Annotated in this window: 17 protein-coding genes; 6 read left to right on the plus strand and 11 right to left on the minus strand. The window is 72.7% G+C overall.

Going from position 1 to position 18,712, the window contains the following annotated elements:
- Window positions 1–134: 134 nt before the first annotated feature.
- Complete coding sequence (locus tag E5082_RS24045; protein WP_208766249.1) at window positions 135–2,402, plus strand: NHL repeat-containing protein; 2,268 nt, start codon at window positions 135–137, stop codon at window positions 2,400–2,402.
- A gap of 155 nt (window positions 2,403–2,557) precedes the next feature.
- Here the strand turns inward: E5082_RS24045 and E5082_RS24050 are convergent, their stop codons facing one another.
- On the minus strand, window positions 2,558–3,358 hold the full coding sequence (locus E5082_RS24050) for a protein kinase family protein (protein WP_135793342.1): 801 nt from the start codon (window positions 3,356–3,358) through the stop codon (window positions 2,558–2,560).
- 248 nt (window positions 3,359–3,606) lie between these two features.
- On the opposite strand from E5082_RS24050, the gene E5082_RS24055 reads away from it, so the two are divergent.
- Together E5082_RS24055 and E5082_RS24060 are read left to right on the plus strand one after the other, a co-directional pair.
- Window positions 3,607–4,233, plus strand: coding sequence for a helix-turn-helix transcriptional regulator (locus tag E5082_RS24055; RefSeq protein ID WP_208766250.1), 627 nt, complete (start codon window positions 3,607–3,609; stop codon window positions 4,231–4,233).
- A gap of 29 nt (window positions 4,234–4,262) precedes the next feature.
- Window positions 4,263–5,231: a threo-3-hydroxy-L-aspartate ammonia-lyase gene (locus E5082_RS24060; RefSeq protein ID WP_135793343.1), complete on the plus strand. Its 969-nt coding sequence runs from the start codon at window positions 4,263–4,265 to the stop codon at window positions 5,229–5,231.
- Window positions 5,232–5,291: 60 nt separating this feature from the next.
- Here the strand turns inward: E5082_RS24060 and E5082_RS24065 are convergent, their stop codons facing one another.
- From E5082_RS24065 to E5082_RS24090, 6 genes are all read right to left on the minus strand, one after another.
- Window positions 5,292–5,783 carry a peptidylprolyl isomerase gene (locus E5082_RS24065; RefSeq protein WP_135793344.1) on the minus strand — a complete coding sequence of 164 codons (492 nt, stop codon included), beginning with the start codon at window positions 5,781–5,783 and terminating at the stop codon, window positions 5,292–5,294.
- Window positions 5,784–5,984: 201 nt separating this feature from the next.
- Window positions 5,985–7,229, minus strand: coding sequence for a cytochrome P450 (locus E5082_RS24070; RefSeq protein ID WP_135793345.1), 1,245 nt, complete (start codon window positions 7,227–7,229; stop codon window positions 5,985–5,987).
- Between the two features lie 144 nt (window positions 7,230–7,373).
- Window positions 7,374–7,529, minus strand: coding sequence for a DUF6131 family protein (locus E5082_RS24075; RefSeq protein ID WP_135793346.1), 156 nt, complete (start codon window positions 7,527–7,529; stop codon window positions 7,374–7,376).
- 128 nt (window positions 7,530–7,657) lie between these two features.
- Entirely contained in the window at window positions 7,658–8,731 is a 1,074-nt protein-coding gene (locus E5082_RS24080) for an NAD(+)/NADH kinase (protein ID WP_135793540.1), read from the minus strand.
- A gap of 89 nt (window positions 8,732–8,820) precedes the next feature.
- Window positions 8,821–9,714, minus strand: a complete 894-nt coding sequence (locus E5082_RS24085) for a CAP domain-containing protein (protein ID WP_135793347.1) — start codon at window positions 9,712–9,714, stop codon at window positions 8,821–8,823.
- 434 nt (window positions 9,715–10,148) lie between these two features.
- Window positions 10,149–10,988 (minus strand): helix-turn-helix transcriptional regulator, encoded by an 840-nt coding sequence (locus tag E5082_RS24090; RefSeq protein ID WP_135793348.1) that lies wholly within the window; start codon window positions 10,986–10,988, stop codon window positions 10,149–10,151.
- A gap of 53 nt (window positions 10,989–11,041) precedes the next feature.
- Between E5082_RS24090 and E5082_RS24095 the strand changes: the two genes are divergently transcribed.
- Complete coding sequence (locus tag E5082_RS24095; protein WP_373310003.1) at window positions 11,042–11,866, plus strand: SDR family NAD(P)-dependent oxidoreductase; 825 nt, start codon at window positions 11,042–11,044, stop codon at window positions 11,864–11,866.
- A 33-nt stretch (window positions 11,867–11,899) separates the two neighbouring features.
- Here E5082_RS24095 and E5082_RS24100 read toward each other — a convergent pair whose 3' ends face one another.
- Complete coding sequence (locus E5082_RS24100) at window positions 11,900–12,745, minus strand: DUF1206 domain-containing protein (RefSeq protein ID WP_190045216.1); 846 nt, start codon at window positions 12,743–12,745, stop codon at window positions 11,900–11,902.
- A 65-nt stretch (window positions 12,746–12,810) separates the two neighbouring features.
- On the opposite strand from E5082_RS24100, the gene E5082_RS24105 reads away from it, so the two are divergent.
- Window positions 12,811–14,016 (plus strand): MFS transporter, encoded by a 1,206-nt coding sequence (locus E5082_RS24105; protein WP_135793350.1) that lies wholly within the window; start codon window positions 12,811–12,813, stop codon window positions 14,014–14,016.
- 139 nt (window positions 14,017–14,155) lie between these two features.
- On the opposite strand, the gene E5082_RS24110 is transcribed toward E5082_RS24105, so the two are convergent.
- Genes E5082_RS24110 through E5082_RS24120 form a run of 3 tightly spaced genes read right to left on the minus strand, consistent with a single transcriptional unit; the run spans window position 14,156 to window position 17,039 of the window.
- Entirely contained in the window at window positions 14,156–14,812 is a 657-nt protein-coding gene (locus E5082_RS24110; RefSeq protein WP_135793542.1) for a hypothetical protein, read from the minus strand.
- A 38-nt stretch (window positions 14,813–14,850) separates the two neighbouring features.
- Window positions 14,851–16,443: a glycerol-3-phosphate dehydrogenase/oxidase gene (locus tag E5082_RS24115; protein WP_135793351.1), complete on the minus strand. Its 1,593-nt coding sequence runs from the start codon at window positions 16,441–16,443 to the stop codon at window positions 14,851–14,853.
- The gene (locus tag E5082_RS24120; protein ID WP_135793352.1) at window positions 16,440–17,039 is read right to left on the minus strand and encodes a TetR/AcrR family transcriptional regulator; all 600 of its coding nucleotides are present in this window, start codon (window positions 17,037–17,039) and stop codon (window positions 16,440–16,442) included. The genes E5082_RS24115 and E5082_RS24120 overlap by 4 nt, the downstream gene beginning before the upstream one ends.
- 80 nt (window positions 17,040–17,119) lie before the next feature.
- On the opposite strand from E5082_RS24120, the gene E5082_RS24125 reads away from it, so the two are divergent.
- Window positions 17,120–18,712 (plus strand): FAD-binding oxidoreductase, encoded by a 1,593-nt coding sequence (locus E5082_RS24125; protein WP_135793353.1) that lies wholly within the window; start codon window positions 17,120–17,122, stop codon window positions 18,710–18,712.

Below are 18,712 nucleotides of genomic sequence, written 5' to 3' on the forward strand. Positions count from 1 at the left end.
TCGGCTGACGCCTGCCCTCTCTCCGGACTCCGCCCAGGTCGCACACCGCGCGGCCGCACTTCTTTCCGTAAGCACGACCGCCCGAACCGGAACACCGGTTGGGGCACCGCATCCCGCCGACAGAAGGAACAGCCATGACACAAGCGACTCCCGGCACGATCATCACGGTCGCCGGCAACGGCCAAAGCGGTTTCCTAGCGGACGACGTCCCGGCTACCAGTACGAGGATCGGGACTCCCTGGGGAGTGACGGTGGACGAGGCGGGAAACGTCTACGTCTGCGAGTACGGCACCGACCGCGTCCGCAAGGTGACCCCCGACGGGAAGATCACCACCATCGCCGGCACCGGCAGCGACGGCTACTCCGGTGACGGTGAGAGGGCCACCGCCGCCAAGCTCAGCGGCCCGCACGCCACGGTGATCGACAAGGCGGGGAACATCTACATCGCCGACCGGAGAAACGACCGGATCCGCATGGTGGCGCCCGATGGCACCATCACCACGGTCGCCGGCGCCGGCCCCAGGGGATACTCCGGCGACGGCGGACCTGCCTCTGCCGCCAAGCTCAACTTGCCCCAGTCCTTGGCGTTGGACGACGCAGGCAACCTCTACATCGCCGACCAGGGCAATCACCGAGTCCGCAAGGTGGCGCCCGAGGGGAAGATCACCACGGTGGCCGGTACCGGCATCGGCGGGTATTCCGGCGACGGGGGCCCTGCCTTCGCCGCCCAGCTCAACGATCCGACCGGGGTGACGGTCGGCAAGGACGGCAATCTCTACATCGCCGACTGCTCCAACCACCGTGTCCGCAGGGTGACGCCCGACGGGACGATCAGCACGATCGCCGGCAACGGCACGAGGGGATACTCCGGGGACGGCGTGCCCGCCACCACCACGACCCTCAACAAGCCCTACTTCGTGGCCATGGACGGGGCGGAGAATCTCTACATCGCCGACTGGGACAACCACCGTGTCCGCAAGGTGGCGCCCGACGGCATCATCACCACCATGGCCGGCGACGGCGTGGCCGGGGCCGCGGTCGACGGCGCCCCGGCCATGAACACTCACCTCTACAGCCCCATCGTGGTGGCGGTGGCTCCGTCCGGTGATCTGTACATCGGCGACGTGGGAAGCTACTACGTCTACAAGGTGGTCGGGGCTTCGGCCGTGGTGCCACCGGCCCCGCCGGTCGCCGACCTGTACGGCAAATATGTCCTGCCGGTCACCGCGCCCCGGGGCGAGGAGTTCGAACTCGGCGCCCGCATCCACAACCGGGGTCCGGCCATTGTCAGCGGCGAGGACGTCACGGTGGTTCTCACTCTGGCCGACGGTCTGGAATGCGCCCAGCACAGCAACGGCCGCCGTCTGACCCGTACCTTCGCCGGCACCGACCTCGCCCCCCACGGTGCGACCCTCGACGGTGTGTTCCGCGTCCGCGCCACCGACGACGCCACACCCGGGGTGTACGAGTCGACGCTGGAGATCCAGTACGGCGGCGACCTCAACCTCAAGGACAACACCGCCGTCCTGCCGGTCACCGTCGTCGTCCCCGAACCCGTCGACGGCGAGCACGCGCTGATTGTCTTCCAGGACAACCTTCCCAGAGCCGCCCCCGGCCAGAGCGCCCGCTTCCACCTGCGCTTCCTCGCCCCCGTCGGCCAGCCGGTCAACCCCGGCGACCTCGACCAGCGCCTGAGTGCACCCACCGGGTTCGTCTTCACCGGCCGGCCCACCTACACCTACCCCAACACCGCGATGGGCGCGGTCACCGGCGAGCTGAAGCACGACATCCGCGACGACGGCCGCACCCTGGTCATCCGCCACAATCCGCACCTGAACACCACCGACACCGACAACGCGCCCCTCCTGTACGGCATCGACCTGCAGGCCGAGGACGATGCCGTTCCCGGTGTGGTCAGCGACGGCTCGGCCAGCATCGGCCGACGGCCCCCCGTGCAGATCCGCGCAGAGGTCACCGGCACCGCAGCCGAGGTCAACATCAGCATCGTCCAGACCCAGCTCCACAAGGCCAACGTCAAGCCCGGCCAGCGCTGGGTCTACCCCGTTTCCTTCAAGATCACCAACACCGGAACGACCTCCACCGGTGCCCAGGACCTCACCCTGACCGCGCCCGAGGGCCTGTGGTTCAGTCAGGACACCACGGGGATGTACCGCGGTGAGCACGGCGACGAGATCGAGCTGACCGCCGAACGCTCCAACGGCAACCGCACCCTGACCGTCCGGGGCGCCGCCGCCCTCAACCTCAGGCCCAGGCAGTGGGCTTCCATTTTCCCGGCGATGGAAGTCGAGTCCGGCGCCCCCACCGGTCCCGTCCGCGTCGAAGCCCAGATCGGCAACCCGCCCGTCGCCACCGGCCACGCCACCGTCACCATCGGCACCTGACCGCACCCCCTCGTCCCGTACCGGGCCTCCCGAAGGAGCGCTAGGGCCGGCGATCGTCCGGCAGCCGGTACGGGCGAGACGTGTGCGGGCGTACCTGTGGCTCCACACCTCCGGCCTTTCGTGAGACCGCTGGGCGGCGCGGAACGTCGGATTGCTCAGCGGCTGCGGTGGGCGGCCCACACCCGGGCCGCCCGGCGCAGACCCTGCGCCCAGTCCTCGCGCTCGGCAATCGCACTCCACTTCGCCGCGTTGGCCGCGGCGAAAACGTCCAGGGACCGGGCGGGGGCCCGGTGCCAGGCCGGCATGCTCGCGGCCCACGCCTCCGCGCTGGCGGGGGTGTGCAGCTCATTGGTGAGAAGCCAGATGACGGCCAGGGCCGCGTCGAGCCAGACCGCACCTCGGCCGGCCCAGGCCCAGTCCACCAGATACGACCGCTCCGGCGTGATGAGGACGTTCGCCGGGTTCAGGTCCGTGTGCACCAACGTGTCACCGGCGAAATGCTCCGAGGCCGCGGGATCGCCCACGTGCTCCGCCCAGCGCCATTCGACAGGCTCGAGTGCGACAGCCGGAAGAGGCCGGTCCGCGAGTTCGGTCAGGGTCTGCGACAGCAGGAGCAGGTCCGGGGAGCCGGGCGCGTAACAGGCCTGCCGTCCGGTGATGTACTCGAAGCCGAGCAGGCTCCACCCGCCGGCTTCCACATGCCACAGCAATCGGGGCCCGATCGGCGCCACCTGGACACCCAGATCGGCCTCCCACTGCTGCGCCCAGACCTGCGGATGGGCACGAGGAAGCCCTTTGACGAAGACCTCACCCCACGCAGTGTGCAGCCGCACGGCCAGCGCACTGTTGTTCCCGCCCGACATGGTCTGCGCGCCGAACACCGGTCCGGTCCGGTCCTGGACCGCTGTCCGGACAGCTATGGGAAGTTCTTCCCAGCGCAGGCGTCGGGTTTCCACGGACGGCAGTCCCTTCGGACATGGCCGGTGCGAGGCTGCGGATCCAGGGCGATAGCGAGACCCGGACAGGTAACTTACCCTTCCCCAGGCCCACCAGGTGGGTGGTGTGCTGCCCTGGGTGTCAATGGGCTGGAACGTGTCAGGTCACACCCGCCCGGCCAGCCGAATCGCGGCCCTGGTGCCGAGCTCGATGTAGATGTATCGTCCAGAACTGGAAAACACGTCCAGCGGCTACGGAGGCGGTGTCGGTGGGTTCCGAGGACGAGCATCTGCTGGGCGAGGCCGAGAAGGTCGCCGTCGCGCTGGGGCGGATGTTTCCGGGGCTGTGCGAGGTCGTACTGCACGATCTGCGGGACCCGGAGCACGCGATCCGGGTCATCGAGAACAACCTCTCCGGCCGTGCCCCCGGCGACCCCGCGACCGAACTGGGGCTGGCCCGCATCGCGGACTCCCGCTACCCGGACGTCGTGCAGAACTACCCCAACCGCTTCCCCGACGGCCGTCCCGCCAAGAGCACCTCCATCGGCATCCGGAACAGCGAGGGCGAGTACATCGCGGCGCTCTGCCTCAACCTCGACGTCTCCGTGCTCTCCCCGGTCGCGCTCGCGCTGGCCAACCTGGTCGCCACCGGCACCGAACACGGCGCCGAGCCGTTGGAAACACTGCGGGACCGGCGCGCACGGGAACTGCGCGGGACCGTGGAGGAGCTGGCCGCGCGGCGCGGGGCCACCCCGAGATCGCTGGGCCGGGACGCCAAGCGCGAGCTGGTACGGCAGCTGCACGGCGAGGGCTGGTTCGACTCGCGGGACGCCGCCCGGACCATCGCCGACCTGCTCGGGGTCTCCCGGGCGACCGTCTACAACTACACGAAGTAAGAGCCCACACCACTCCCTGGGGGACCCGTATGCCCGCCGAACCGCACCTCACCATCGACGACGTCCGTGCGGCCGCCGCCCGCCTGGAGGGCGTCGCGCACCGGACCCCCGTCCTCACCTCGCGCACCCTGAACGCCCGCGTCGGGGCGGAGGTGTTCATCAAGTGCGAGAACTTCCAGCGGGTCGGCGCCTTCAAGTTCCGGGGGGCCTACAACGCCGCCGCGCAGCTGCCGCCGGACCAGCTCGCCAAGGGCATCGCCGCCTTCTCCTCCGGCAACCACGCCCAGGCCGTCGCGCTGGCCGCCCGGGAACTGGGCACCGCCGCCGTCATCCTGATGCCCGAGGACGCCCCCCGCTCCAAGATGGAGGCCACCCTCGGCTACGGCGCGGAAGTGGTCACGTACGACCGCTACACCGAGGAGCGCGCCGCCCTCGGCGAGGGCCTGGCGAAGGACCGGGGGCTGGCGCTGATCCCGCCCTACGACCACCTCGACGTCATCGCGGGGCAGGGCACGGCCGCGCTGGAACTGCTGGAGGAGACCGGGGAGCTGGACGCGCTGGTGGTTCCGGTGGGCGGTGGCGGGCTCATCGCGGGCAGCGCCGTCGCGGCGAAGTCCCTCCACCCGGCGGTGCGGATGATCGGCGTGGAGCCGGAGGCGGGCGACGACACCAAGCGCTCGCTGGAGTCGGGGGAGCGCGTCACCATCCCGGTGCCCCGCTCCATCGCCGACGGGCAGGTCCTGCCGAGTCCCGGCGAGATCACCTTCGCGCTCAACCAGCGGCTGGTCGACGCCATCGCGCTGGTCAGCGACGAGGAGATCGTCGACGCCATGCGGTTCGCCTTCGAACGCCTGAGGATCGTCCTCGAACCGAGCGGTGCCACGCCGCTGGCGGCCCTGCTGTCCGGGCGGGTCGAGAACCTTCCGCCGCGGGTCGGCGTCATCGCCTCGGGCGGGAACATCGACACCCGGCGCTTCGCGGAACTCACCGCGGGCTGAGCCGGGCACCGGCCGCCGTGCCCCCTTCCAGTGCGGGGGCACGGCGAGTGGCGGGGCGGATCAGACGGTGCCGCTCGCGGAGACCGAGACCTTGGCCTTCGGGGCGCCGCTGCCGGTACCGAGGGACTCGATACGGTCCACGACGTCCTGGCCCTCGACGACCTCGCCGAAGACGACGTGCTTGCCGTCCAGCCAGTCGGTGACGACCGTGGTCACGAAGAACTGGGAGCCGTTGGTGTTCGGGCCCGCGTTCGCCATGCTCAGCAGGTACGGCCGGTCGTGCTTGAGGTTGAAGTTCTCGTCGGGGAACTTCTCGCCGTAGATGCTCTTGCCGCCGGTGCCGTTGCCGTTGGTGAAGTCACCGCCCTGGAGCATGAACTGCGGGATGACCCGGTGGAAGGGGGAACCGGCGTAGCCGAAGCCGTGCTGGCCGGTGGCCAGCTCGCGGAAGTTCTTGGCGGTCTTGGGGACGACGTCGTCGAAGAGACGGAACACGATCCGGCCCGCCGGCTCGTCGTTGATGGTGATGTCGAAGTACACGTTGTCGCTCATGTAGATCAACCTACCGTCGCTCGGCACGTGACGTTCGCCGGAGCCCGGCACGGCGGACGCGTCGGGACGGTCCATGTGCGGGTGCTCGGGGTTGGATGTGCACCCGCAAATGACCATCAGCCTCGTCAAGGCAGCGTCTACCAAGCTATGTTGACCCTAACCTGGACCTCCCACGTACGCAGGGGCAAACCCCGACGAGTGCTACCAGGTCACCGGCAGTGTTCTCGGACCGCGAATCAGCCCGTCCCGCTGGAACTCGATCTCCTCGGCCGGGACGGCGAGCCGCAGCTCCGGGAACTCCGTCATCACGGCCTCGATCAGTACCTCGGCCTCCATCCTGGCCATCAGCGCGGCCAGGCAGAAGTGCGGGCCGTGCCCGAAGGCGACGTGCGCCGCGCCGGAGCGGTCGAAGTCCAGCAGCTCCGGGGTGGGGAAGGCGGACGGGTCCCGGTTGGCGGCGACGTAGGCGTTGTAGACCACGTCCCCCTTGTGGATCAGATGGCCGCCGATCCACACGTCCTCGGTGGCGACACGGGGGATGCCGACGCCGTTGCGGTGCGGGACGAACCGGAAGAGTTCCTCCACCGCCTTCGGCAGCAGCTCAGGCTCCCGGCGCAGCCGCTCGAACTGGTCCGGGTGGGTGAGCAGGGCGTACATCATGGAGCCGCTGTTGTTGCGTACCGCGTGCCCGCCGCTGACGTACACCGCCATGGCCAGCGAGATCGCCTCGTCCTCGGTGATCTCACCGCTCGCCGCGGCCGCCGCCAGCACTCCGGCCAGGTCCTCGCGGGGCTCGGTGCGGCGGCGCTCCAGCAGCGCGACCACCCGGCTCCGGGTGTCCTGGCGGGCCGCCTGGTTGCGCTCCTTGGCGTTCGCCTTGGTCAGCAGCGCCTCCGAGTTGCCGGCCCAGTTGCGCCAGTCGTCCTCGTCGGCGCCCAGGAAGGCGCAGACCACCGCGATCGGGAACGGCGTGTACAGGTGCTCCATGAGATCGCCGGGAGCACCCGCGCGCCGCATGCCCTGGAGCATCTCGCGGGCGGTGCGCTCGGCGGGCGGGCGCAGCCGGGCCATGCTCTTCGCGGTGAACGCCCGCGCCACGACCCGGCGCAGCACGGTGTGCCGGGGCGCGTCGAGGTACTGGAGCCCGGCCGTCTGCGAGGCCACCGTCTGCGGTGCCATCGTCGTCACCGAGCGGCCGACCAGCTCCGCGCGGGAGAAGCGCGGGTCGGAGGTGACGAAGCGGACGTCCTCGTAGCGGGTGACCAGCCACGCGTGCCCCTCCCCGTAGGGCAGCCGGATGCGCGTGACCGGCTCGTCCCGCAGCAGCGAGTCCAGGAAGGGGTCGGGGTCCAGCGCGGGCAGGTCCTCGACCAGCCATGGCCGCACGGGCGGCGGAGGCGGGGAGGACGGGGGTACGGGCTCGACGGACGCGGAGTCGAAGGTCATGGCGGGTCCCTTCTCCAGCAGTGTCCGTCAGCCTCCCGCAGCCGCACGGGTCCCGCATGCGGGGCTCCGCCACATCAGCGGTCCCCCTGGCGCACCGGAGTGCATCAGGGGGACCGATGGGGCCGGGAGGTCACCACAGAAGGGTCACCAGTAGTGCCGGCGACCGGCGACCGCGTGACCGGTGGCGCCGAGAATCCACAGGATGGCGCCGATCACCGCGAGGATGATGCCGATCGTCCACAGGATCGAGATCCCGGTGAGGAAGCCGATGATCAGAAGAATGACGCCGATCGCGAGCATGGTGTGCCTCCAGCCGTAGGAGTAGTACCTGCTTTTCTTGTGCCCCGATGCGGGACACATTCTCACTCCGGAGCGGGAAACCTGGACATCCTTGCGAGCCGGTTCGAGCCAGGCGACATTTCCGCAGGTCAGTGGTGGGGACGGGGCTCGTCGGGGGACGCGGGCAGGGCCAGATGCTCGAGGTCGCCGGGCGGCGCCGAGCGTACCGGCCACAGCGGGGCCGCCTGGCCGTCCGCGACCGCCGCGGGGGCGTCGGTGAGGTTCATCCGCTCCCGCAGCCGCCCGTAGAAGTCCATCGGGCCCAGCCGCACCGCCCGCAGCCGCCGGGGGGAGGCGTACACGCCGATCCAGTCGCCCGGGTTCAGCACGCCCCGCACCTGGCCGTCGATACTGACCGCGGCCTGGCCGGAGCGCTCCAGCACCCGGAACGCGATCGGCTCGTCCGGCGCCGCCAGCACCGAGCGGTTGAACGTCATGTGCGGGGCGACCGGCGTGAACAGCAGCCCCTCCATGCGCGGCGAGACCACCGGCCCCCCGGCGGCGAAGCTGTACGCGGTCGAGCCGGTCGGCGTGGCCACCAGCAGCGCGTCGGCGGAGTACGAGGCGAGGAGCTGGCCGGCGATGTACACGCCGACCGACACCTGCCGGTCCCGGGCCAGCTTCTCCAGGACCACGTCGTTCAGCGCGGTGACGTTCAGGGCCACGCCCCAGTCGTCCCCGACGGTGCAGTCCCCGCGTACCCGTGGCGGCGGCAGCATCGGGCCGCGCCCGTAGCGCACCAGGTCCGCCATGTGCGCGGGCACGCCCAGCGGGCAGGAGGCGCGCATGGTGAGCAGCATCCGGCTCTCCACCTCGTACCGTCCCTCGTACACCGCGTCCAGCGCGGCCCGTACGTCCGGGGCGGGTACCTCGGTGAGGAAGCCGACGCGGCCGAGATCGACGCCGAGCACCAGGGCGTCGTTCTCCGCGGCCAGGCGGGCGCCGCGCAGGAAGGTGCCGTCGCCGCCCAGGGTGACGATGAGGTCCGGGTCGCCGGCGCTGTCGACCTCCTCGCGGGCGCTGTGCCGGGCGCCCTCCTGCCAGACGTCGATGTCGGCGCAGCCCACGCCGTGCCCGGCGCACCAGTCGCGCACCGCGTCCGCCGCGGCGAGGGCGGCCGGGCGCCCGGCGTGCACGACCAGACCGATACGGCTCACCGTCATCCCGACACCCGCCTCCCAGCCGACCCGCACGACCGCCCCATCCTCACCGGGAGGCGGACACGCGTGCGGGACGCCACGCCGCCGGGGTGCTACCGGGCGGTGCCGAAGTCCTGGGTCCAGTAGCTGCCGGGCTGGGCGAGGCCCACGCCGATCTCCTTGAAGGAGCAGTTGAGGATGTTCGCCCGGTGACCGGGGCTGTTCATCCAGCCGGCCATGACCTGCTCGGGCGTCGGGTAGCCGTAGGCGACGTTCTCGCCGTACGTGCTCCACTGGTAGCCGGCCGCGGTGATGCGCGAACCGGGGTCGGAGCCGTCGGAGCCGGTGTGCGACATGGTGTTGTGCGCGGCCATGTCGGCGCTGTGGTCCTGCGCGGCCTTGGTCAGCGTGGAGTTGAGGGCGACCGGGGAGCAGCCGGCCTTGGCGCGCTCGGCGTTGACCAGTTCCACGATTCGGGCCACGTCGCCGGAGGCGGTCGCTGCGGGCTGCGGGGTGCCGGGCGAGGCGGCGGTGGCGGTCTGCACGGGGCGGGGCGCGGTGGAGACCTGGCGCACGGTCGGGGCCGGAACGGGCTTCGTGAAGGCCGCCTTGGTGACGGCGGGCTCGGCCGTGGCCGGCTTGGCGGGCTGGGCGGCCGCCGTGGTCTTCGCCGCCTCGGGGGCCTGCCGCGTGGCGCGGTGGTGGGCGGGCGCCGCAGTGGGCCGGTGCTCGGTGCGGAGGCTCGGGGAAGCGGAGGGGGTCGCGGGGGCGGCGGCCTGCTTCCGCACCTGGTGCGGTGTGTGACGGGGGCTCTGCCCGGTGTGCCAGGCGGTGGCCTCGGTCGGCCGGCCGGAGTCGCTCTGCCAGGCGGTGGCCTCGGTCGGCCGGCCGGAGTCGCCCTTCCAGTCGACGCAGGCCACGGCGGCGGTCGGTACGCCCACCGCGCCCACGGCGACGGCGGCTATGAGCACTCGCCGGTACTGCTGGTCCTTACGGTGCTTTGCCATGCGTGAAACCTCATTCGGTAGGCGCCGGGCGCCGCCGCGCGGCTTCCTCTTGCTGGAACCCGCCTCCCGAACAGCAAAAGACGCCCTGCGAGTCGCCATTCTTAGGACGGTCACACAAGGCATGCAAAGGGACTGTCGTACTAACACGCTTCGTAGATCCAGGAGCCCCTTGCCAAGGTCACGTGGGCGTGCCGACCCGGCAGCAGCGGTTCCAGTCCGCTGCTGCCGGGCCGTCAGAACCCCTCATGATTTGCGAAAGCGAGGTTCTCGGGCGGGTGGATCGCCCGCTTCGGGGGACAGCGTGATCCAAATACCCGCCAAGACGGACAAAGCGCACTTGTCGTCCCGGCTCATCACCTACTAAGGGACACCCGTAGGTCATCGCAGCCTGTGAGGGATGTCACGGAACCATCCCCTTGTCCGGCCGCTCGGGGCTACACGTCCATCCGCTGGGTTCCCACGACCGACAGCAGGCGGAGCGCCTCCTCCGAGGGCGAGCCGGGCGTGGCGGTGTAGAGGACGAGGCGCTGGTCCCGGTCCGGGACGTGCAGGACGTCGCAGTTGACGGTCAGGGGGCCGACCACCGGGTGGTGGAAGGTCTTGGCCAGGGTCGGCAGCACGGAGACCTCGTACGCCTCCCAGAGCCGGGCGAACTCATCGCTGCCCGCCAGGAGTTCGGCCACCAGGCCGGTCACCTCGGGGGAGTCGGGGTAGCGGGCGGAGGCGGCGCGCAGCCGCTGCGCCGAGTCGCGGGCGAACGCGGCCGCGTCCGAGACGCCGTACAACCCGCCCTGGTGCGAGTCGAGGAAGACGCGGCGGATCAGATTGCGGTCGCGGCGCGACAGCGCGGAGAAGTCCTCCATCAGCGCCGCCGCCAGGTCGTTCCAGGCGAGCACCTCGCCGATCGCCGACGTGACGATGGCGGCCGTCCCCGGCAGCCGGGACAGCAGGTCCAGGATGCTCTGCCGCACCTCGCGCGGGGGGCCGGGCGGCGGGGCCGGGGGCGCCCCGGCCAGGTGGTGCAGGTGGTCGCGCTCGGCGTCCGTCAGACGCAGCGCCCTGACCAGCCCGGACAGCACCTCACGGGACGGGCGCGGGCCGCGCGCCTGCTCCAGCCGCGTGTAGTACTCGGTGGAGATGAACGCCAGTTGCGCCACCTCCTCGCGCCGCAGCCCCGGCGTACGGCGGCGCGGTCCGGCGGGCAGACCCACCTCGGCCGGGCCGATCCGCTCGCGCCTGTCGCGCAGAAACGCCGCCAGTTCGTCTCGGTCCACGCGTCCAGTCTGCGCCGGACCGGCGGCGCCAGCCAGGTACCGCCTGTGCCTGGATGAGCGGGGCCGGGCGGCGCAGGCTCGAGTACATGAACCCCACAGCGACAGACACTTCCGCCCCCACCGGACTGCTCCCCGGCAAGGTCGCCTTCATCACCGGCGCCGGACGCGGGATCGGCGCCGCCGCGGCCCGGCTCTTCGCCCGCGAGGGGGCGCGGGTCGTGCTCGCCGCCCGCAGTGAGGACCAGCTCAAGGCGGTCACCGAGGAGATCCGGGCCGAGGGCGGTACCGCCGACCACGTGGTCTGCGACCTGGCCGACGGGAACGCGGTGCGCGCCGCCGTCGACCGCGTCGTACAGCTCCACGGACGCCTCGACATCGCCTTCAACAACGGGGCCGCCAACCAGGCGCCCGGCCCGCTGGACGAGCTGTCAGAGGACGAGTTCGACCGGCTCTACACCGTCAACCTCAAGGGGCAGTGGCTGGCCATGAACGCCGAGGTCGCGGCCATCCGGGCCACCTCCGGCAGCGGAGCCGTCGTCAACAACTCCTCCGTCGGCAGCCTGCGCGGCAACCCCGAACTGCCGGGCTACGGCGCGATGAAGCGGGCCCTGAACAGCATCACCGAGTCGGCCGCCGTCACGTACGGCCCCGAGGGCATCCGGGTCAACGCCATCGCGCCCGGCAACACGGCCACCGAGATGATGCGGGCCTGGGAGGAGAAGGCGCCCGGCCTTCAGGAGCGGCTCCAGGCGCACACCCCGCTGCGGCGGGACGCGCGGCCCGAGGAGATCGCGGAGGCCGCGGCCTGGCTGCTGAGCGACCGCGCATCCTTCGTCACCGGCGCGGTCCTGCGGGTGGACGGCGGCGCCCTCACCTGAGGCGGGGCGCCGTTGCCGTGGTCGGCAGGAGGATCACACCTCGCGCCAGCGGGCGTTGCACCAGGAGAAGACGCCGAACGCGGCCAGGCCCAGCGCGATCAGCGCCAGCAGCCAGGGCCCGGCGGGCAGGTCCCGGAACGAACGCAGGGTGTCGTCCATGCCCTTGGCCTTGCCCGGCTCGTGCTGGACGGCCGCGATCAGGGCGAACACCCCGGCCACGGCGAAGACGATGCCGCGGGCCGCGCCGCCGCCCACGCCGAGGACGTCGACGATCTTCCGCACGGTGGGGGACATCTCGCCGGTGCGCAGATGCTTGCGGAACTTCCGCATCACCGCGCGGGCCGCGATGTACACCCCCGCCCCGATCACCACGAGCCCGGCGGCCCCGACGATCCACTGGCCGCCGGGCCACTTCAGCGCCATGGCGGTGACGTCGTCGCTCCGCTGGTCCGAGGAGCCGCCGCCGCTGCCCTTCTGACCGGCCGCGTAGGACAGCACGGAGTAGGAGACGAAGGCGTAGAACACCGCGCGCGCCGCGGACATCGCCCGCTTCGACGCCTTGGTGCCGTCCGGGCCGGCGCTGCCGACCACCGCCTCCGACAGCCGCCACAGTGCCATGCCGGCCAGCGCGACACCGAGGATCCACAGCATGACGGCGCCGAACGGCTTGTCCGCCAGCTCGGAGAGGGCGCCGCCGCGGTCGGCCTGCTTCTTGCCGCCGCCACCGCCCAGGGCTATCTGAAGGGCGATGACGCCCACGAGTAGGTAGATGAGTCCACGGGCGACGAAGCCCGCCTTCGCCGCCGCGGTCATCGCCGGGCTGTCGGCCGCTCGCCGGGCCTGCCCCCGGCCGCGCTGTGTCAGAACGCTTGAGTCCATGACACACCCGATGCCCCGGCGTGTCCGCGTCACGCCCCACCGGCGCCGACGTGCCAAGGTGAGGTGTGATCGACTCCGGCACGGACCCCTCCCGGCGGCGCCTGCGCCCCGGATACCTAGGCGCGGCGGGCGTCTTCGCCGTGGGCATGATGGGCACCACGCTGCCCACGCCGTTGTACGGGCTGTACCGGGAGCGGATCGGGTTCTCCGAGCTGATCGTGACCGTGGTGTTCGCGGTCTACGCGGTCGGCGTCATCGTCGCCCTGCTGCTCGCCGGCGGCGCCTCCGACGTGCTGGGACGCCGGCCGGTGCTGGTCGTCGCCCTGGTGCTGTCGGCCCTCAGCGCGGTGTGTTTCCTGCTGGAGGGCGGGCTGCCGCTGCTCTGCCTCGGGCGGGTGCTGTCCGGGTTCTCGGCGGGGCTGTTCAGCGGCACCGGTACGGCCGCCGTCCTCGACCTCGCGCCGCCCGGGCGCCGGGGACGGGCCGCGCTCGCGGCGACGGCGGCCAACATGGGCGGGCTCGGCCTCGGGCCGCTGGTCTCCGGGGTGCTCGCCGAGTACGCGCCCCGGCCGTTGACCCTGCCCTTCCTCGTCCACCTCGCGCTGCTCGCCGTCGCCCTCGTGGTCACCCTGCTGCTCGCCGAGACCGTCCACCACGAGGGGGCCCGGCCACCGCTCAGGCCGCAGGGCATGCGGGTGCCGCCCGAGGTGCATGGGGTGTTCGGGCCCTGCGCGCTGGCCGCGTTCGCCGGGTTCTCCCTGCTCGGCCTGTTCACGGCCGTCGCGCCCGCCTTCCTCACCGAGACTCTCGGCGAGCACAACCTCGCGGTGACCGGCGCCGTGGTCTTCAGCGTGTTCTGTGCCTCCACCGGCGGCCAGCTCCTCATGGGCCGCATCGGCGCCCGCGCCGCCCTCCCCTGGGGCTGCGCCGTACTCGCCGCCGGCCTCGTCCTGGTCGGCACCTCCCTGTTGGTGGAGTCCCTCCCCCTCCTCCTCATCGGCGCTCTCACCGGCGGCGCGGGCCAGGGCATGGCCTTCCGCGCGGGCCTCACGGCGGTCGGCGCGGCCGCCCCCGAGGAACACCGCGGCGCCACCATCTCCGCCTTCTTCGTCGTCGCCTACCTCGGCATCTCCCTCCCGGTCGTCGGCGTGGGCGCGCTGACGGTCGGTCTGGGTGTGCGGGGGGCGGGCATCGTGTTCACGGCCTGCGTGATCGTGCTGGTGGTCGCGGTGGGGGCGCGGGTACGGGTGCGTCCGCCGAGGACGCTGTAGCTCGCACCCGGCTGCGGGGCCGCGGGCTGTCGGGCGCGCCTCGATCGCGAAGGCGGAGTTCCGGGGAGTTCCACGTTAAGCAGAGCGGTGGGGCCTGGTGCCTCAGGCGCCGTGGGTCCCCGCCGCGCGTGCCTCACTGTCACCGCGTCGGTTTCGGGACGCGCACCGTCGTCGTCACCCTGACCTGGCACGGCATACGCGGAGTCGAGCCGAAGCCGAAGCGTACGGGTGGGTCCACCGGGGCGAGGGGGCCCAGGTCGCGGCCCTCGAAGGTGGCCGTCGCCGCCGTGAGCCGGTGCAGGTCGCGGGCGCCGTACCACTCGTACCGGCCGTTGCCCGCGGAGCCCCGCGTGTGGACGCCCATCAGCAGGCGGGCCACCGGGTCGGTCAGGGCGGCGAAGGCGGGCCGGGAGGTGACCGGGGCCGCCAGCCGGAGCAGGGTGCCCAGGGCGCCCCTGCGGCCGACCGTGAAGCACAGGTCGAGCAGCGCACCGGACGTCACCCTCCAGCGGTCCCGGGCGATCCGCACCCCCACCGGCACCACCCGCACTTCGTCGAACGCGTACGTCCCCGCGATGAACTCCGCCGCCTGCCCGGTCGGCGCCAGCAAGGTGCGGTGGCCGTCCGGGCGTTCCAGCATCACGTCGCTGAAGGGGCCGAAGGGGGTGTGGGGCCAGTGGCCCAGGACCAGGCGGGTGCCGGAGGCCGTGCCGATACCGGTGATCCAGCCGTCGAAGCGGAGGTCGACGGAGACGCGCGCGGGTGGAGGCGGGGCAGAGGAGCCGGGGGGCGTCACGCGCAACGGATGCCCCTGGTGGGAAGCGGTGAAACAGGTCAGACGCCCGATGGGGTGGCCCGGAAAAGGATCTCGGTGGCGACCGCGAGTGCCTCGGCGCGGTCCTCCGGGACGAGGCCGATGCGGGTGCGGCGGTCCAGGAGGTCGGACGGGTCGAGCGCGCCCTCGTGGCGGGCGGCCCAGAGGAGTTCCGCGCGGGTGACCGGGTGGCCGGGGAGCACCGGCTCGGCGAGCGCCGGGTCCCGCTCGGCCAGGGCGAGGACGGCCGGGGCCTCGGTGCCGTAGCGGCGGACCAGCCGGGCGGGGGCGGGCAGGTCGCGCAGGCGGTCCGGGGCGGCGGCGCCGACCAGGGGGAGCGTGGCGGTGGGGGAGGGGGCCGAGGGCAGGCCGCGCACGGCCACGGCCGCGTCCACGGCGTCCTGCGCCATCCGCCGGTACGTCGTGAGCTTGCCGCCGACCACGGTGACCACCCCGTCCGCCGAGGTCAGCACCGCGTGCCGCCGCGAGATGTCCGAGGTGCGCACCGAGTCGGGGGCGCCCGGCACGGAGGTGTCCAGCAGCGGACGCAGTCCGGCGAAGGCCCCGTCCACCTCGTCCCGCCGCACCGGCGCGTCCAGCACCGAGCCCAGCACGTCCAGCAGGAAGCCGATGTCCGTCTCCGGCACCTCGGGCACGTCCGGGATCGCGCCCTCGACCGGCTCGTCCGTGAGACCCACATAGGTACGGCCGTCGCCCTGCGGGAGCACCAGCACGAAGCGGTTGGTCTCGCCGGGCACCGGTATGTGCAGGCCGGCCGGGAGCGCGCCGAGGCGCTCGGAGCGCAGGACGAGATGGGTGCCGCGCGAGGGCCGTACGCGGAAGCCCTCGACCAGGCCCCCGGCCCACACGCCGGTCGCGTTGACCACGGCACGCGCCCGGATCTCCCCTTCCTCGCCGGTGAGTTCGTCCCGGATGCGGGCGCCGGTGGAGCCGAGTTCCAGGGCGCGGACGCGGGTGAGGACGCGCGCGCCGTGCGCGGCGGCGGTGCGGGCCAGGGCGGTGACCAGGCGGGCGTCGTCGGTCACCTTGCCGTCCCAGGACAGCAGGCCGCCGCGCAGCCCGCTCGCGCGCACGGAGGGCGCCAGGTGCCGGGCCTCCGCCGCCGTCAGCCGGCGCGGCACCGGCAGTACCTGGCGCGGGGTGCGGGCGGCCCTGCGCAGCATGTCCCCGGCCCGGAAGCCCGCCCACGCCAGCGACGCCTGGGCCCGCGACACCAGCGGGGTCAGCGGCAGGACGAAGGGCTGCGCGGCCACCAGGTGCGGTGCCGTACGCGTCATCAGCACCCCCCGCTCCACCGCGCTCTCGTGCGCCACGTCGAACTGCCCGGCCGCCAGATAGCGCAGGCCGCCGTGGATCAGCTTGGAACTCCAGCGGGAGGTGCCGAAGGCCAGGTCGTGGGCGTCGACGGCGACCACGTCCAGACCACGCGCCGCCGCGTCCAGGGCGACGCCCGCCCCCGTGGCGCCGAGGCCCACCACCAGCAGGTCGGCCGTGCCGCCCCCGGCCGCCCTGGCCAGCTCGCGGGTGCGGCGAGCGGCGTCGAGCGACGAACCCGGTGCCGCCGTACGGTCGGCGTGGTCGCGGTTGCTCATGGGGTGAGGGTCCTCTCCAGAAGGGTGCGCAGCTCGCCCAGGAAGGCGGCGGCGTCCAGCTCGGCGTCGTCCTCGTCGGTCATGGTGCGCAGCGACAGCGCGAAGGACTGCACCAGCAACAGCACGGCGCGGGCCTGGCGTTCGGGGTGCGTCACACGCACCGAGCCGTCCGCGTGGCCCTCGCGCAGCGCGTCGGTCAGGAGCGCCAGCAGGGCTTCCTGGGTGGCGCCGCGCCGGTCGAGGACGTAGGGGAGCAGCAGCTCGGGGTCGACGTCCAGGATCTTGTGGAACAGGGGGTGGTCCCGGAACTCGGTGACGCCCGCGACCAGTCCGGTCACGAGCCGGGCGCGGGTGTGCGGGCCCTCGGACGCGCCGGGCATCGCGCGGGTGGCCACGGCGAGCCACTCGCGGGTCATCAAGTCGCCCACCAGCGTGCGCAGATCGGGCCAGCGCCGGTACAGCGTCATCCGGGAGACCCCGGCGCGGCGGGCCACGTCGGCGAGTGTGGTGCGGCGGACACCTACGGCCAGGACGCAGTCGCGCACCGCGTCGAGCACGGTGTCGGCGTCCGAACGGTTGTGACGGATAGACGTCATGTGTAACAGTGTAACGGCCCCGGCGGCCGGGGGAGATGGCGCCGCACACACCGAACCGACGTGGTGAGGACGACCGTTCGATGGACATGCTGTGGAACGGCTGGGGCGACCCGGCGAAGGCGGCGCCCCTGCCCGACGCGGTGGCCGGACTCCTGCACGATCTGCTCGGCGTCCGCCCGAGCCCTTCAACTCCCGTCGCGTTCAGCGACCTTGTGCTGCCGGAGCCCATGCTCGCGCCGGCCGCCCTGAAGGATCTCGCCGACGCGGTGGGCTCGACGGACCACGTCCGCACCGACACCGAGAGCCGTGTCCGGCACATCCGGGGCAAGTCCACCCCCGACCTGCTGCGCATTCGCGCGGGCGATGTCACCGACGTACCGCAGGCCGTCGTCCTGCCGGCCTCCCACGAGGAGGTGCTCGCCGCGCTGCGGGCCTGCGCCGCGCACGCGTTGGCGGTCGTGCCGTACGGCGGCGGCACCAGCGTCGTCGGCGGACTCGCCCCCGAGCGCGGGGAGTTCATCGCGCTCGACCTGCGCCGGATGGACGCCCTGCTCGACCTCGACCCGGTCTCCCGCACCGCCGTCCTCCAGCCCGGTCTGCGCGGCCCGCAGGCCGAAGCCCTGCTCGCCGCACACGGCTTCACGCTCGGCCACTTCCCGCAGTCCTTCGAGTGGGCCACCGTCGGGGGCTTCGCCGCCGCCCGCTCCAGCGGCCAGGCGTCCGCCGGGTACGGCCGCTTCGACGAGATGGTCCTCGGCCTGACCCTCGCCACCCCCGAGGGCACCGTCGAAACGGGCCGCGCCCCGCGCTCCGCCGCCGGACCCGACCTCCGCCAGCTAGTCCTCGGCTCCGAGGGCGCCTTCGGCGTCATCACCTCCGTCACCGTCCGGGTACGGCCCCGGCCCGAGCAACGCCTGTACGAGGGCTGGCGGTTCGCCACCTTCGCCGAGGGCGCCGCCGCGCTGCGCAGGCTCGCCCAGGACGGACCCCGGCCCACCGTGCTCCGGCTCTCCGACGAGACCGAGACCCTGGTCGGCCTCGCCCAGCCCGACGCCATCGGTGCCGCCCTCGCCGACGGCGGCACCGGCTGCCTCGCCGTCACCGGTTACGAGGGCACCCCCGCCGACACCGCCCGGCGCCGCGAGGAGGCGGCCGCCGTCCTGCGGGAGTGCGGCGGCACCCTCGTCGGCACCGAACCCGGCGAACGCTGGGCCCACGGCCGCTACGAAGCGCCCTACCTGCGCGACGCCCTCCTCGACGCCGGCGCCTTCGCCGAGACCCTGGAGACCGCCGCGTTCTGGTCCCGGATACCCGAGCTGTACACCGCCGTACGCACCGCCCTCACCGACACCCTCACCGGCGCCGGCACCCCGCCCCTGGTGATGTGCCACATCTCCCACGTGTACGAGAACGGCGCCTCCCTCTACTTCACCGTCGTCAGCGCCCAGGGCGACGACCCCGTCACCCACTGGACCCCCGCCAAGCACGCGGCCAACGAGGCCGTGCTCGCGGCGGGCGGCACCATCTCCCACCACCACGGCGTCGGCACCGACCACCGCGACTGGTACGTACGCGAGGCCGGGCCCCTCGCCGTAGACGCGCTGCGCGCCGTCAAGGCCCGGCTCGACCCCGCCGGGCTGCTCAACCCCGGCGTCCTGCTCCCCACCGACTGA

This window comes from Streptomyces griseoluteus (assembly GCF_004784465.1).
GTDB lineage: Bacteria > Actinomycetota > Actinomycetes > Streptomycetales > Streptomycetaceae > Streptomyces > Streptomyces griseoluteus.